Source organism: Streptomyces sp. NPDC088246 (assembly GCF_044741025.1).
Lineage (GTDB): Bacteria > Actinomycetota > Actinomycetes > Streptomycetales > Streptomycetaceae > Streptomyces.
The window spans coordinates 222,608-238,353 of sequence record NZ_JBIURV010000008.1; the positions used below are offsets into that span (position 1 = coordinate 222,608).

The 15,746-nt window shown below is 70.7% G+C and carries 12 protein-coding genes; 5 read left to right on the forward strand and 7 right to left on the reverse strand.

Features of this window, described 5'->3' with window-relative positions:
- Positions 1-49: 49 nt before the first annotated feature.
- The 5 genes from ACIPEK_RS14350 to ACIPEK_RS14370 form a co-directional block, all read right to left on the reverse strand.
- The gene (locus ACIPEK_RS14350) at positions 50-3,529 is read right to left on the reverse strand and encodes a M28 family peptidase (protein WP_401995251.1); all 3,480 of its coding nucleotides are present in this window, start codon (positions 3,527-3,529) and stop codon (positions 50-52) included.
- A gap of 252 nt (positions 3,530-3,781) precedes the next feature.
- Positions 3,782-4,345, reverse strand: a complete 564-nt coding sequence (locus ACIPEK_RS14355; RefSeq protein WP_401995137.1) for a hypothetical protein — start codon at positions 4,343-4,345, stop codon at positions 3,782-3,784.
- Between the two features lie 152 nt (positions 4,346-4,497).
- Entirely contained in the window at positions 4,498-5,706 is a 1,209-nt protein-coding gene (locus ACIPEK_RS14360; protein ID WP_401995140.1) for a serine/threonine-protein kinase, read from the reverse strand.
- Positions 5,707-6,015: 309 nt separating this feature from the next.
- On the reverse strand, positions 6,016-6,759 hold the full coding sequence (locus ACIPEK_RS14365) for an HAD family hydrolase (RefSeq protein WP_401995143.1): 744 nt from the start codon (positions 6,757-6,759) through the stop codon (positions 6,016-6,018).
- Positions 6,760-6,772: 13 nt separating this feature from the next.
- The gene (locus tag ACIPEK_RS14370; protein WP_401995146.1) at positions 6,773-7,258 is read right to left on the reverse strand and encodes an Lrp/AsnC family transcriptional regulator; all 486 of its coding nucleotides are present in this window, start codon (positions 7,256-7,258) and stop codon (positions 6,773-6,775) included.
- 229 nt (positions 7,259-7,487) lie between these two features.
- Here ACIPEK_RS14370 and ACIPEK_RS14375 point away from each other — a divergent pair, with 229 nt between their 5' ends.
- The 5 genes from ACIPEK_RS14375 to ACIPEK_RS14395 all read left to right on the forward strand — a co-directional run bounded on the left by ACIPEK_RS14375 (position 7,488) and on the right by ACIPEK_RS14395 (position 13,398).
- A complete protein-coding gene (locus ACIPEK_RS14375) occupies positions 7,488-7,934 on the forward strand; it encodes an alpha/beta hydrolase (protein WP_401995149.1) in 447 nt (148 codons plus the stop codon).
- Positions 7,927-9,090, forward strand: a complete 1,164-nt coding sequence (locus ACIPEK_RS14380; RefSeq protein ID WP_401995152.1) for an acyltransferase — start codon at positions 7,927-7,929, stop codon at positions 9,088-9,090. Before ACIPEK_RS14375 ends, ACIPEK_RS14380 begins: the two co-directional genes overlap by 8 nt.
- Positions 9,091-9,100: 10 nt before the next feature.
- On the forward strand, positions 9,101-10,393 hold the full coding sequence (locus ACIPEK_RS14385; protein WP_401995155.1) for a sensor histidine kinase: 1,293 nt from the start codon (positions 9,101-9,103) through the stop codon (positions 10,391-10,393).
- 298 nt (positions 10,394-10,691) lie between these two features.
- On the forward strand, positions 10,692-12,197 hold the full coding sequence (locus ACIPEK_RS14390; protein WP_401995158.1) for an FUSC family protein: 1,506 nt from the start codon (positions 10,692-10,694) through the stop codon (positions 12,195-12,197).
- 130 nt (positions 12,198-12,327) lie between these two features.
- Positions 12,328-13,398 (forward strand): lactonase family protein, encoded by a 1,071-nt coding sequence (locus ACIPEK_RS14395; protein ID WP_401995161.1) that lies wholly within the window; start codon positions 12,328-12,330, stop codon positions 13,396-13,398.
- Between the two features lie 98 nt (positions 13,399-13,496).
- Here ACIPEK_RS14395 and ACIPEK_RS14400 read toward each other — a convergent pair whose 3' ends face one another.
- The gene (locus tag ACIPEK_RS14400; RefSeq protein WP_401995163.1) at positions 13,497-14,420 is read right to left on the reverse strand and encodes a sirohydrochlorin chelatase; all 924 of its coding nucleotides are present in this window, start codon (positions 14,418-14,420) and stop codon (positions 13,497-13,499) included.
- A 119-nt stretch (positions 14,421-14,539) separates the two neighbouring features.
- The gene (locus tag ACIPEK_RS14405; RefSeq protein WP_401995166.1) at positions 14,540-15,595 is read right to left on the reverse strand and encodes an N-acetylglucosamine kinase; all 1,056 of its coding nucleotides are present in this window, start codon (positions 15,593-15,595) and stop codon (positions 14,540-14,542) included.
- Positions 15,596-15,746 lie beyond the last annotated feature (151 nt).

Consider the following 15,746-nt stretch of genomic DNA (forward strand, 5'->3'; position numbering starts at 1 on the left):
GGGGCGTGTGCGGACACGCCCCGCCCTCGGTGGATATTCTGATGATCAATCAGCTCGCGTTCAGCGTCACGTCGTCCACGACGAAGCTGGTCTGCAGGTAGGCGTCCTCACTGCTGGTGAACCCGAGCGTGACCGTCTGACCGGCGAAGGCGCCGACGTCGAAAGTCTTCTGGACGTAGGAGCCCGCGGCGTCCGTGTTGGAGTACGTCGCAAGCGTCTTGGCGCCCAGCTTCACGGTGAATGTGTCGTACGCGGTCGGGTCGCCCGCCGACTCGTCCGTGTCGGTGCGCAGGTGGAACGAAAGCTTGTACGCCGAGCAGCCCGGGGGAATGGTCAGTGACTGCGAGGCGGTGTCGGTGTGAGTGGATCCCCAGCCGCCGAGCCAGGCCATGTACGCGCCGCTGTGCGCGGGCTTCTCCGACGTCCGGTTGCTGATCACGCCGTCGGTCTGGGTCCACGGCGCGACGCCCTCCTCGAAGCCGCCGTTGGCGACGACCTGTCGTGCCTGGCAGCTGCCGCCGCCACCGACGACGAGCGAGTACGTGCTGGCGTGCGTGGCCGAACCGGTCCCGGTCACCGTGATGGTGTACGTACCCGGCGCGGCCTGGGCCCCGGCGGAGACGGTCATGGCCGACGACGAACCCGACTGTACGGAGGCCGGGTCGAACACGACCGTGACACCGCTCGGCGCCCCGGAGGCCGTCAGCTTCACGGTCTGCGCGGAGCCACTGGTGGTCGCCGTCGACACACTCGCGCTGACCGAGCCGCCCGGCTGGACGTTGCCGGAGACCGGCTGCACCGCGACGGAGAAGTCATCGGCCGGCGCGGTGGTGCCGACGGACGTCTTCCACACCGTATGGGCGACACCGTCGGCGCTGCGGTCGAGCGCGGTCGCGTTGATGTTGCTCGTGGTGTCGCAGGACTGGTGGTAGCAGGAGTCGTAGGACCTGCCCGCCGTACCGCCCCACTTGGCGGCCTGCGCCGAGGACTTGGTGTCGCTCGCGCCCGTGGCGTAACCGGAGGTGGGAATGCCGCCCTGCTGGAAGGAGTAGTCGTCGGAGCGTCCCTGGCCCTCGACGTTCTCCTCCGGAGCGAGGTTCAGCGAATCCCAGTACTCCTTCATCGGGGCCGAGGCGGCCGAGTTCACGTTGTTGATGAAGTAGCCCGCGTTGGTCGAGGCGACCATGTCGAAGTTGTAGTACGCCTTGATGGCGCTGCGCTGGGCGGCGGTGAGCTGACCGACGTAGTATCCGGAACCCTGCAGGCCCTGTTCCTCGCCGTTCCACCAGGCGAAGCGGACATGCTTGGTCATCGTCGGGTTCTGCTGCGCCAGGGCGAGCGCGTTCTCCAGCAGGATGGCGGAACCCGAGCCGTTGTCATTTATCCCGGGGCCGGCCGCGACGCCGTCCAGGTGGGCGCCGAACATGACGGTCTGGTCGGACGGGCCGCCCGGCCAGTCGGCGATCAGGTTGTTGCCGCGGTACGTGCAGCTGGTGCAGGTCTGCTCGCTGACCGTGTAACCGGCCGCCTGCAGCTTGCCCTTCACATAGGCGACCGAGGCCGTGTAACCGGCGCTGCCGGCCCGGCGGTTGCCGCCGTTCTGCGAGGCGATGGTGTTCAGCTGCGCCAGATGGGACTGCACATTGGCGACACTGATGTCGGGCGCGCCGCCGCCCGGATTGCCGCCGTTGTCGACGGTCAGCGTGTACTGCGCGGTGTGGCTCTGGGTGCCGTCACCCTTCACCGTGAAGGTGTACGCGCCGGGCGCGGCGTTCGACGACGCGGACACGGTCATCGTCGAGGACGCTCCGGACTGCACCGACGACGGGCTGAACGACGCGGTGACACCGCTCGGCAGGCCGCTCGCCGTCAGGTTCACCGTCTGCGCACTCCCGGAGCTGACCGATGTCCGCACCGTGGCCGTCACCGAACTGCCCGGCCTCACCGAGCCGGACGCCGGGTCCAGAGACATGGTGAAGTCGTCGTTGCCGCTGGGGGCACAGGTCGGGTCGCCGCTCTGGGCGGGCACGCTGATGGCGTCCCACGCCGCCTTGGTCCGGTCGAAGAGCACACAACTGGAGTCGAGGTTCCTGGCGGCGGTGAGGGTGGTCGTGCGGTAGCGCTTGTAGGTCATGCCGCTCGTCTTGAGCAGCATGCCGCCGTAGAAGACCTTGCCGGCGCTCTGGATGCCGACACCGGTGACCGAGGAGCTGTTGCACGTCGGGCTGGACGGCTTGCCGCCGCCCGGGTTCGATCCCTCGGCCAGCAGATAGAACCAGTGGTTCAGCGGACCGGCCGCCGCGTGCTCCTCGGTGTTGGGTATGGAGGAGCTGTAGCAGTTCGGGTCGCCGATCTGCGACGGGTTGTACATGATCCGGATCGGCCCGTTGCCGACCAGGTTGACCTTCTCGCCGACGGTGTAGTCCGGGTCGTCGTACGGGGCGGGCTCATTGGTGTACGCCTCGGTCAGGGCGCCCATGATGTCGCCGGTGGCCTCGCCGAGACCGGACTCGTTGTTGGCGCCGCCGGGCGTGTACTGGTCGATGCCGTGGCCGAACTCATGGCCCACCACGTCCATCGCGCCGATCCACTGGTTGGCGTTGTTGTGGCCGATGGAGACCGAGGAGCCGTCCCAGTAGGCGTTGACGTCGTTCAGTCCGACCTTGACCGGCCAACTGCGGCCGTTGCCGTCGTGCCCGTTGCGGCCCAGCCAGTCCCGCAGCATGTTCCACTCGTGCTGCGCCGCCCACATGACGTCGACGCAACCGGTCTCCTTGCTGGAGGCGCTGCCGGTGCCCCAGGAGTCGCTCGACTTGCTGAAGACACTGCCCGTGCTGTAGTCGGCGCAGCTCAGGCCGGGCCGGTTCGGGTCGCGCAGCGAGTAGCTCCCGCCCGACGCGGTGGTGTCGATGGACAGCGGCGACGGACCGTTCCACTGGCTGTTGCCGGTGCCCGCCCTGACGTCGTCGTAGCTGTCGAGCACCTTGCCGGTGCCCGCGTCGACGAAGACATGTACATGGCTGGGGGACTTGGCGCCGCGCCCGGTGAGCACCGTCTCCCAGGCCAGCCGGGAGGTCCCGCCCGTGGCGCGCACGACCAGGCGGTGCGAGTCCACCCGTGTCACGGTGGTGAGTCTTTTGCGGGAGAGGGTTTCGGCCGCCTTGGCGGAAACGGTCGGTGTGGTCGGCACGTTGATCCGCCGGGACACCGCCGACTGCGTGGCGCGAACTCGGCCCTCGGAGTCGGCCACCACGACGGCGTCCCCGCCGACGACCGGCAGACCGCGGTAGGTGCGCTGGTAGGCGATGGAGTACATACCCTTGACCCAAGGCGTCACGCTCTGCCGCTCGTACTGCTCGTCGGGCCCCTTCGCCAGGGTGTCGAGACCACTGACGGCGGCCCGGTCGGCTGCCGACACCGCGGCCGAGAGCGCGGTCGGGGCGGGCGGAGACGGTTCGGCAGATGCTGGCTGGCCGCTGGTGACGACCAGCATTCCGGCGAGGACGGCCAGGGTTGTCCCGGCCGTCATCGGTCTGCGGTTCATCGAGGCTCCTTGAGTCGGGGGGGTCTCGATCAAGGGCAGCGGCGTACGATGACGCACTTGCTGCGGCCGTCGAAGGCCGGCCCCGTCGCCCGTGTCGCCGTCGTCCCTGATCGAGCGACCGAACACTCACATGTCGTCATGGCCTCGTCAATGAACTGCGAGGGCTGCCGAGTGACTTGGCAAGTCTGGTCAAGCCGCGATGGTGGGATCGCACAACAACACGGGCGTGCGGGGCGGTTACTCCAGGCCGGAGATCGTGAACACCGTACGGGCGGTCCGGCGGTCGATACGGTCGGCCAGCTGACGCAGCGCCGTCACTCCGCACCGCAGCGTCCCGCGTTTCACACAGCCGCGGGCGTCGTCGTCCAGCCGGTGCCACAGCGCCGGATTGGCGAGGAACACCTGGGGGTCGACCTCGACCCGGCCGCCGTCCGCGTCACGGAGCACCAGACGCTGGGAGACTCCGTCCGACCAGCGAACCGACACCAGCCGGTCGGTGCGCACGATCCGTTCGCGCACCAGGCCGCGGCAGGACAGCCACCCGGCACCCGCACGGACCCGTGGCGGCACCAGGATCACGAGCAGCAGGGCGGCCAGGCCCGTCCACAGCAGTGCGCGCAACCAGGTGAGGTGACCGGCCGTCGCATCGACGGCCAGGAGCAGCCCGAGGAGCGTCACGGCGCAGCGGACCGCGAACCGCAGGTCCCCGGTCCAGCCGTGGTCGTGGGCGGTCGTATCGGGCGGAGGGTGTGCTCGGCCGGTGTGCGGGCCGGGCACGGCTCGGATGTCACGTCGTCGCATGGCAGTGACGTTATGGAAGCCGGCCGGCCCGTCGGCGTCCGTTGATGAACCGCTGACGCCGTAACCTCCGGTCCTGACGGCTGCTTGACGGGTGGTGCCGCGGCCGGGGCGGTACGGTCATGGAGCCGGGGCGGCGGCCAGGGGAGAGCGGCTCAGTCCTGCTCGTCGTCCCCGTCGTCCGCGCTGTCCTGTGCCGGCTGGTCCTGTGCCGGCTGGTCCTGTGCCGGCTGGTCGGGGGCCGGTGAATCGGGTCCGGTGGATGCGGTGGGACCGGTGCCCGGGGTGTCGGCCGAGCCGGAATCCGGTGAGAACAGGCTCATCCCCAGGTACACGGCCGCGAGGAAGGCGACCGTACCGGCAATGGCGCTGGCCACTCTGGGCCGACGCCTGATCGCCTCGCGGGCGCTGGTGTGCCGCCGGACCGGCACGGACCGGTCCGACGGACGCCGTCTGTGGCCGCCGGCCTGCGGCAGGCGATATGTCGCCTGAGCGGAGGCGGAGGCCGGGGCTGTGCCGAACGCGGGGGCAGGCGCCTGGGCGTAAGGAGCACTGGGTGCTGCCTGAGGGGGCGTGGGGGCGTACATGGGCATGGGCTCCGGCTGTCCCCGCCACGCATCGTTCTGGAACCAGTCGGCGACCTGCTGGGCGCTCGGCCGGTCCTCGGGCTGCTTCGCGAGCAGTCCCAGCAGATAGGAGTCGAAGGCGGGAGACAGGTCGACTCCCCGCTGTCTGAGCGGCACGGGGGCCGTGTCGACATGCTGATAGAGCGTGGCGGTCGCAGTGTCGGAGCGGAACGGTGGCTCGCCCAGCAGGAGTTGGTAGATCACACAGCCGAGGGAGTACATGTCGGACGCCGCACCGGCCGTACGGCCCAGGGCCCGCTCCGGGGCGAGATAGAGACTGGTGCCGACGATCTGCCCCGTGGTGGTCAGCGCGGCGGAAGGGTCGTCGACGAACTGGGCGATGCCGAAGTCACCGATCTTGACGGTCCCTTCCGCGTCCAGCATCAGGTTTCCGGGCTTGATGTCACGGTGCACGATGCCCTGCCGATGGGCAGCGGCGAGCCCCGCGGCCGCCTGGCCCGCGATCCGGGCGACCTGCTCGGCGCCGAGCCTCTCCTCGGCCGCGAGCAGATCGCCCAGGCTTCTGCCCTCGACGAGTTCCATCACGAGGAAGAAGCGGTCCTCCCAGGCCCCGAAGTCGAACACGGCCACCAGATGAGGGTGGCTCAGGCGGGCCGCGGTCTGTGCCTCCAGACGGAACCGGGCGGTGGCCGACTCGTCCGCGCGGTCGCCGAGCAGTAGCTTCACGGCCACCGCCCTGCCGAGCACTTCGTCGGCGGCACGCCACACCTCACCCATGCCGCCGCGGCCTATGGGAGACAACAAGCGGTACCGACCAGCTACCAGCACCTGTGCACCAATCTCGAATTGTGGGCCGCTTCGAATGCCACGGCGGCGACCCGACCGGGATCGGGGCGGGGTGGGGCGCGCGGCATGATCAGGATATCGGGCCGCCGGACCTCGACGGCACGCCGAGCAGCCGAGACGGTGTCCGCAGACGCTGACCGCCGCTTCCCTGCACTAATGGGCGGTGGAGGCGATGGCCCCCGTACAAGGTCCCCGGCATCGAACTGGTCGAAGCCTTCCCGATGACCGCCACCGGAAAGATCAGGAAGACGGAACTGGCCGAACGGGCGCGGGCCGGGGTCCTGCCCCCGGGAACAGCCAGTCGTACGCGGCCTGCGCAGTGAACTCGCTCTGCCCCCGCGCGAAGAGCAGACCGGCCGCCGTGAACGCCGGATCGGAGGCCGTCGCGGCCACATAGGGAATCGCGATGCAGCGCATGCCCGCCGCATGCGCTGCGGCCGCGCCGGGCGCCGCGTCCTCCACGACGACACAGTCGGCGTGCGCCGCGCCGAGGCGGCGGGCGGTCTCCAGGAACACATCCGGTTCCGGCTTGCCGTGCGCCACCTCGTCGGCCGAGACATACGTGCTCAGATACGCGCCGAGTCCCGTGCCCGCGAGCACGGCCTCGATCGCCGCCCGGGACGAACCCGACGCCACCGCCATCCCGACGCCCTCCTGGTACAGCCGCCCCACGAACTTCCGCATCTCGGGAAAGACCTCGGTCGACGATCGCGCCAGCTCCAGGTACAGGGAGTCCTGACCTGCCACCAGTTCATCGACGGGCGCCGCGATCCCGTACTCGGCGCGCAGGGCCGCGAGCGTCTCGCGGACACCGATCCCGATGAAGCGGGTGTGGTGCTCCCAGGTGAAGCCGGGCGCGCCGTACCGTTCCAGAAGGCGGCGCGCCGCCTCGTAATAGTTCGGCTCGCTGTCCACCAGTGTGGCGTCGAGATCGAAGACGACGGTGGGGACGGGGATGCGCCGGGAGTTCATGCCATCCAGCATGCCAAGACGGTGATCACTTCGGGCTGCCGGCTGCCGTGCGGCCCACCGATTCGACCAGCGGCAGCAGCCGGTGCGGCACCCGCTCGCGCAGCGCCACCTCGGTACGCGTCCTGACCACACCGGGCAGTTGGATCAGCCGCTGGATCACATCCTCCAGATGCCCGTTGTCGCGGGCCACCACCCGGGCCAGCAGATCGCCGCCGCCCGTGGTCGAGAAGGCCTCGACGATCTCCGGCACCGAGGCGAGCGCCTGGCCGACCTCGTCCAGATGCCCCTGGGTGACTTCCAGATGAACGAAGGCCAGCACCGGGTGACCCAGCGCGGCGGGGGACAGGACCGGGCCGGTACCGGTGATCACACCGTCCCGCTCCAGCCGGTCGATACGGGCCTGGAGGGTGCCCCGGGCGACGGAGAGGATGCGTGCGTACTCGCGGACGCTGGTACGCGGCTGCTCGATGAGCAGTCGCAGGATGCGGGTGTCGAGGGCGTCCACCGCCATGGTCCGTTGGTCTCTTCCTGGTAGGCCGATCCGGGCTGCGACTGTACCAATGGCCCGGCAGCGGCCCCGCCGGAGTGATCCGGGGCACCCTCACTCGCATCTCATACCCGTAGTCCTATAGAGCTACAAAAAAGGTTCACACCCCGGTGGGACGCGGATTACAAGGCCCCCTCCATAGCTTCTGTACCCGATGCAGTGCAGCCGTCCGGTACGGAAGGAACAACCTGCCATGTCGTCCCATCCGCGCGACTTCATAGGGGAGTCGAGAAGGCTGAATCCTGCGGTCCGGACCTTCCTCGTCTGTCACTCCTACGGCTCCGTCGTCTGCGCCCGCGCCGCGCACGGACTGCGGGTCGCGGACATCGTCCTGTGCGAGAGCCCCGGCACCGGCTACGGAAACGCCGCCGACCTGCACACCCCGGCCACCGTCCGGGCGGGCCGCGGCAGCGACGACTGGATAGCCGATGTGCCGCACATGAAGCGTCAACCGCCTTTTGCGGACATCGGGTTCGCAACGGACCCGGTCTCGCCCGAGTTCGGCGCCGAGATCTTCGGGGCGGGCGACGGCAGCCACAGCGACTACCTGAAGCCCGGTTCCCTACCGCTGAAGAACATCGCCCGGATCGTGGCCGGAACGGCCAAGTCCGCAGAGCCCTCGGGAGAGCGTCATGCGTGACTTCGTCCGGCGGATGGACTCCGCCACGCCTGTCGAGCGTGACCGCGCGATCGACGCCCTGCGCGCCATCGCCATCCTCGGCGTGGTTCTCGGCCACTGGCTGGTGACCGCACTGGTCGTGGACAGCGGCACCATGCACGGCTCCAGCCCGCTCCAGTACATGCCCCGATTCACCCCGGTCTCCTGGGGGTTCCAGACCCTTGCCGTCTTCTTCCTGGTCGGCGGACAGGTCGGCGCGAAGAGTTACGCCTCCGCCCGTGCCCGTGGCGAGAACTACGGCCGGTGGCTCCGTACGCGGATGACCCGGCTGCTGCGGCCGGTGGTCGTCGTGCTGGTCGTATGGACCGTGGCGGCGTGCGCGATGCTCGCCTCCGGCGCGGACCAGGACACCGTGCGCGCGCTGTGCAAGCTCGTGTGGTCCCCGCTCTGGTTCCTGGTGGTCTTCGCGGCGCTGACGGCGGCGACCCCGCTGGTGGCGAAGCTGCATCCACTGTGGCCGTTCGCCGTTGTGCTGATCACCGACCTCTACCGGTTCGGCCTGGACGCGCCCGGCGGGTTCACCTCGGTCAACGTGATTGCCGGCTGGCTGGTTCCGTACTGCCTGGGCGCGGCCTGGGCCCGGGGTGACCTGCACAGTCGCAGGACCGGCTGGACGCTGCTGCTCGGCGGAGCCGCCGCCACCGCCGGACTCGTCCTCCGGGCCGGCTACCCGGCAGCCATGGTCGGGGTGCCCGGCCTGGCGATCTCCAACCTCGACCCGCCGACCCTCGCCGTGGTCACCTTCGGCCTCGCGCAGTGCGGAGCGGCACTGCTGCTGCTCGGCCCGCTGCGCCGGGTGCTGCAACGCCCGGCCGTCTGGGCGGTGGTGGCGATGGTGAACCTCTCCGCGATGACGATTTTCCTGTGGCACCAGACCGCGATGATCGCGGTCACCGCGACCGGCCTGTTGGCGGGCGGGACCCTGCCGGGCCTGCACACCGTCCCCGATGACCCCGGCTGGGTTCTCGCCCGGCTGTCCTGGCTGCCCGTGTTCGCCGTGGCGCTGCTGATCTGCTGGGTGGCGTTCCGTGGTTACGAGCAGGGGCGGCCGCGAAAGAAGAGCATGGTCGTCCGCAAGGGGCGTCCTGCCCGGTCGGCGCAGACGCGGCGCGCTTAAGGTGAGTTCTGTGAAGCAGGGGGACTTGGTAAGGCGGTCGGCGGAGGTCCTGCGGGCGTTGCCTCGTACCCTGCGCGAAGATCTGGTGACGTCGGTGGCCGACCCGACCCCGTATGGGCGGCGGCCGCGCTGGCTGGAGTGGCGGCCGGCTCTCGTGGTGCCGTTGGCGATGTTCGCGGTGGGCATTCTCGTCTTCAACACGAACCAGTACGCCTTCGGGTACGGGATGGGCATACAGCTCGGCATTCTGTTCGCCGGTATCCAGTCGGCCGCGCTGGTCGCCGCACTGTTCCACCCCGTCCTGGCCTGGTGGGTGACGGTGCTCGTCATGGTCGTGCTCACGCCGTTCGCCGCGAACGCCGGCCCTTTCGGCGCGACGTTCCCCTGGAACGGAACCATGATCGGGCTGCAGGCCGCCATGCTGTTCCTGCTCGCGCTGCGGGTCCGGCCCCGGACCGCCGCCCAGGCGCTGACGATCAGTCTCGTGGCCGGACTCGTCTGCGGCACGATCAACCCCTGGCGTCAGGGCGGCGTCGGCATCGCCGTCGCGGTTCTCGTCGTCGCCGTGGTGGTCGGCGCCGCACTGCGTGGCATCGGGGCGGCGCGTACCCAGCTGGTCGCACAGGAGGAACTCACCGCCGAGGAGCGCTCCCGGCGCACTCTTCTGGAGGAGCGCAACCGGATCGCCCGTGAGCTGCACGACGTGGTCGCCCACCACATGTCGGTCATCTCCATCCAGGCGCAGGTCGCCCCGCACCTGGTCGAGAACCCGTCCGACGAGCTCAGGGAGAACCTCGCGGGCATCCGCGAGAATGCGGTCGGCGCGCTCACCGAACTGCGCAGGGTACTCGGCGTACTGCGCTCCGAGGACCCCCTGCCGCAGGCGGCGAGGCACGCCCCGCAGCCCACCCTCGACCGGCTGGACGATCTGATCGACAACGCGCGCGGCGCCGGGCTCTCGGCCACCGCCGAGACCACCGGGGAGCCGCGACCGCTGTCGCCGGGCGTCGAGCTGTCGGCGTTCCGCATCGTGCAGGAGGCGCTCAGCAACGCGATGCGTTACGCACCGGGCGCGAAGGTGCGGGTGGAGATCGGCCACCACCCGTCGGCCGTCACGGTCCGGGTCACCAACACCCCGCCGGAACGGTCCGCCCCGCCCTCGGTGGGCGCGGGCCACGGTCTGCTCGGCATGCGCGAGCGCACCACGATGCTGGGAGGCGAACTCGCCACCGGAGCCACCCCTGACGGCGGCTACGAAGTGACTGCGACGCTGCCCACTCAGCCCCCTGCCCATCACCGCTGACTTCCCGCCCACGTTGGGGCGGCATGAGACATTCGTCCACGCGACGGCCACACGGGTACCGGGGTGCCGCAGACGCCGTTCGGCCCCATTTCGGTCCGTTGGCCTAATTTCGGTCCGTTGGCCTACCCCTGGTGTACATCGGCGGTCATTGGCTGGGCCAATGGCCCAATGGTTTCCCTCTCGTTTGAGCCATGGGCCGCAAAGATGTTGTGATGTACCCGTCGATGGCGCTGCGGATCCCCGCGGCGCCTTTTTCATGCCGGTGTGCAGGGCCGGTGTGCCGAAGCGGGAGCATGCCGTGCTGAAGAGGATGTTCGTTTCCCCGGACCCGGGCCGACTGCGGCTGCGCAGCGGTCTCCGGGCCGTCCTCGGCATCGGGCTGGCCGTCGTGGTGTGCGGTCTGGCCGGTCACTCGCTCGTCGCGGCCGTCACCGGCGGGCTTGCCGCTCTGCTGGCCCTGTTCACGGTGCTGGACGCCACGGTGCGCGATCAGGCGATCACCACCGCGCTGCTGCCTGCCGTCGGTTTCCCCGTGCTCGCCCTCGCCGCAGGGCTTCACGATCATCCGTTGGCACGGGACGCGGCCTTTCTCGCGGTCATGGGCCTGGGCGTGTACGCCCGACGATGGGGGCCGCGCGGCCACTCACTGGGCGTGTTCGCCTTCATGGCCTTCTTCACCACGCAGTTCCTCCACACCCTGCCCGGGCAGTTGCCCGAGCTGTTCTCCGCGGTCGCCCTCTCCCTGCTCGCCTCGTCGACCGTCCGCTTCGGACTGTGGTGCTACGAGCGACGGCTGCCCGCCGCCGCCGTACCCACCCCGGCGACCGGCAAGGGGCTGGCCCGCGCGACCACGCGCCAGGCGATTCAGGCGACCGTCGGCGGAGCCCTCGCGCTCACGGCGGGGCTGCTCCTCTCCGAGCAGCGCTGGTACTGGGCCGTGGGCGCCACATGGTGGGTCTTCGTGAACACCGCCTCGCGCGGCGAGACGCTGGTACGGGGCTTCCGCAGGGTCCTGGGAACACTGATCGGCATCCCCATCGGCCTGGCCGTCGTCGTCCCGCTGCACGGTGCCGCCGTGCCCAGCGCGGTCGTCGTCGCGATCGGCGTCTTCGGGATCTTCTACTCCGCTGCGGTCTCGTACACCTGGATGGTGTTCTCCGTGACAGTGATGGCGGGGGCGCTCTACGGACTCCTCGGCGTGCTGGACCCGGCCCTGCTCATGCTGCGGCTCACCGAGACCGGTGCCGGAGCGCTCGGTGCGATGCTCGCGGTGCTCCTCGTGCTGCCGGTCACCACACACGCCACGACCGACGCATGGATCCAGCGGGCCCTGCGTTGCGTGCACGCCTGCACCGCGGAAGCCGCGGCGCGACTCTCCGGCTCGACGACCGCCGACCCGGCGCCCCGGATCGCCGAGCTGGAGGCGCTCCTCGGGCGGGTGCGGCTGTCCCTGGCCCCGCTGGTGCATCCGCTGAGCCCACTGCGCGCCCGAAAGGCCCGCGCAGGACAGGTGCTCGCTCTGCTGGACACATGCGCACGCGAGGTGCGCGGACTGGCCTGCGTCGCCGCGGACCCGGAAGCGTCCCACGACGCCCGCCTCGCTGCCGCCTGCTGGCGCGTCGAAGCCTCCGTGGAGGCGCTGACGGCCCCGGATCTGCAGCAGCGGGCGGACATGCCGGGCATCCCGCCGCACCAGACCGTCGCAGAGCCCGCGCTCGCCCACCTGCACGGTCTGGAGCGGGCACTCGCCGAGCTCGCCGCCCCGCTGCACAGCGATCCGCGTGCCCCGTTGATCGGTGTGTGAAGCGCCCCCGCGGAACCGGCCGGCAACCCGAGACCTTGGTCCAGACCTCGACGGGCCGACTGCTACCGTCGCCCCGGAAGATCACGACGCTACGAACGGTCGTGCTCAGTCGGCGGAGAGGGGCAGTGCGGTGGGCAGCGACAACTGCGCGGGACGGGCATTCATAGGGTCGTTCACCTCGGCGGGCGGGCGGGGAATCACCGCCGCCGCCGTGGATCGGGAGACCGGGGCCCTGACCGTCCTCGGCTCGACGGACACCGTGCCCGATCCCTCATATCTCGTCCTGGGCCACGGGCCGGGTCCGGGTGGCAGGGCGCTCTACACGGTCAGTGAGACCGAGCACGGTGCGGCCGCCGCACTCGACATCACCGGCGATGTGCCGCGGCCGGTCGGCGAGATCCGACCGGTGGAAGGCGATGGGCCGACCCATCTCGCGCTCGCGGGCGGTCATCTGCTCACTGCCAATTACGGCTCCGGCAGTGTCACAGCTCTGTCGGTGCGGGAGGACGGTTCCCTCGGCGCCGTCACCGCCGTGCTCAGGCACGAGGGCAGCGGTCCGGACGCCGACCGTCAGCGGGGCCCGCACGCACACCAGGTGCTGCCGGACCCGTCGGGGAACTGGGTGCTCAGTGTCGATCTCGGGACCGACTCCATACGGATCTGCGCGCTCGACACGACCACCGGGGCGTTGCGGCTGCACGGCGAGACGACCCTGCGGCCGGGCACGGGCCCGCGCCACCTGGCCTTCCACCCTGCGGGCAGCCACACCTACGTCCTGAACGAACTCGAACCGACCGTCACCATATGCAGGTGGGACGCCGCCGCGGGGGTCCTGGAACCGGTCGCTGAGACGTCCGTGCTGCCCGAGGAATCCGCGCGTGGCGGGGACACGGCGACCTACCCGTCCGAGGTGGTCGTCGCGCACGACGGACGGTTCCTCTGGACGGCCAACCGCGGGCACGACAGCATCTCCGTTCTCGCGCTCGACGGAACGGGCGAGAAGGCGACGCTGGTCACGACCGTGGGCTGCGGCGGGCACTGGCCGCGCGATCTCGCGCTCGACCCCACCGGCCGATGGCTGTACGCGGCCAATGAGCGGTCCGGGAACGTCAGCTGGTTCGCCGTCGACCCGGCGACCGGCATCCCGCGCCGCGCGGGTTCGCTGGAGGCCCCTGCCGCGTCCTGCGTGATCTTCGCCTGACATCACGCCACGCACAGCCGAATCGCCGGGCGGGCCAGAAAAGTCAAGCCCGCCCGGCGATCGATGACAGACCGCTGCCGGGCGCACCCGGCACCGGGTCAGTGCGTCTGAGCACCCTGCGGCGTCGCCGGCGCGATACCGAGCGCCGTCATGTACATCGACAGCACGAGCTTGCCGATCGCCGGATACGCGCCGAGCGGCTCGGCCGTCGCGCAGCCCGCCTCCTTCGCGGCGGCATCCAGCAGCCCTTCGGCCACCTCGGGGCCGACGAGGTACGGAGCCAGCGCGAGCTGCACCGAGCCGGAACTCGTGAGCTGCTCTGCGATCGACGCGACGGAACCCTCCACATCGAGTGCGGCGGCCATCACCGGTACCGCGAGCCGGGCAGCCAACAGCATGCCGGTGATCCCGGCGGCCTGCACGGCCTCTTCGCCACCCACCGTGGCCAGCACGATGCCGTCGGCGGCCGTGGCCACCGTGAAGAGCCTGGCACGGTCGGCGCGGGCCAGACCGGCCTCGGAGAGGCGTACGTGCAGCGCCTCGGCGAGCAGCGGGTGCGGGCCGAGTACATCGGTCAGCTCGACCTGCGTACCGCTGTCCATCACGGCCTGCCGTATCCGCCGGATCAGGGCGCTGTCCGGCCCCGCGAGCAGCGGCACCACGACGGCGGACGGACCCTCGGGCTCGGCGACCTCGCGGCCCGCGGCCTGCGCCTGCTCGAAGCGCGCGATGCGCTCGGCGGCGCTGTGGGTGAGTACGGACGAGAGCTTCGGGTACTCGGCATCGTCGCCGTCGAGGTAGCCGATCCGGGCATTGAGGCCGGGCAGCTCGGAACGGGCGATGCTGATCACCTCTTCGACCAGGCTGCGCGTGGCCGAAGAGGGGGTACCGGGAACGGCGAGAACGAGCGCGGCAGCGCCCTCAGGTGCGACCACGGGCTCCGGGCGGCGGTGCCGTCCGGACTGGCGAGGTCGCGGCATTCGTACAGGCAGGCCGGAAGCGGGCCCAGTGGGGGTGCTCATGGCGCCGCATGCTACTGGTTTTGGGTGCCCCTCTGTTCGGGGAGGGCCCGGCAGGGCGTCATCTGTCCGCTTTTATCCGATGAGAGGCTTACCGGTCGACTGTCCTGCTCTGTCGGTACCTAGCCGGGCTCCTGCTCAGGCCCATGACCGGGTACGCAGAGCAGCGTCGGATGGCGGGGCAGCCGCAGATCCCCGACGGCCAACGCCTGAGCGATGGACAGTGCACCCGTCAGCGGATCACCCGAACCGGGGACCGTCCGTGCCTGCGGGAGCTGCCGGGACAGTTCCTCCCGCAACGGTACGAGTAGTGGATCGCCCATCCGGAACAAGCCTCCCGTCAGGGCCACTTCGCACGGTTCGTCGTCGACCCCGGCCCTCGGACACACCGCCGCGGCCGCCTCCGCGATATGTCCGGCGGCCTCGCGCAGAATGCCCGCGGCGACCGGATCCTGCCCGGCGCACGCGGCGACCTCGGGCGCGAACGAGGCCAGCACGGCAGGCCGGTCGGTGCGCGGATACAGCAGTCCCGGCAGCTCCGGCGCCGGCCCGAACACCGCCTCCAGCCGAGCCAGCAGTGCGGCGGACCCACCGCGCCGCCCGTCATGGGCGCGCATGGCCGCATCGAGCCCGGCCCGCCCGATCCAGGCGCCGCCGCCGCTGTCACCCAGCAGATGACCCCAGCCGTCGGCCCGGCGCCAGCTCGTCAGATCCGTACCCAGCGCGATCATGCCCGTGCCGCCCGCGACAACCGCCCCCGGGTGCTGGCCGACCGCACCCGCGTAGGCGGTCACCGCGTCGGCGGCGAGAGCCAGCCGGCGCATCCCGAGCGCGCTCTCCAGGGCCGAAGGCAGCTCGGCGCGCAACTGTCCGCCGAGCGTCGCCATACCGGCGGCGCCGATCGCCACGGCGGCGATCCCGGTGCCGTCACCGCTGCCGTGCTGCTCCAGCAGCCGGCGGGCGGCGGGCAGCAGTTGCTCCAGCAGATGGCCCGCATCGATCCCCGCAGGTCCGGTGCGTACCGGCTCGGCGCAGACGGTCGTGCCCACCGGGGCGGACATGCCGACGCTGCCCAGCGCCACCCGCAATCCGGAACCGCCCGAGTCCACGCCGAGCACGAACGGCCCCGACGTACCCGTCGCGCCCGCCGATGCGTCCGTCTCCGTCTGCGCCGTCACGACAGCCTCCACCGGGCGCAACGAGTACCGCCGCTCTCCGGCGAACGCCTGCGTGACCTCATGGACCGGCTCCAGACAGAGAAAGAGGTGAGAAGAGGAATGACGGCGGCAGCCTATCCCGAGTCCCGGATGCGGGACTTCGGGGAGCAGG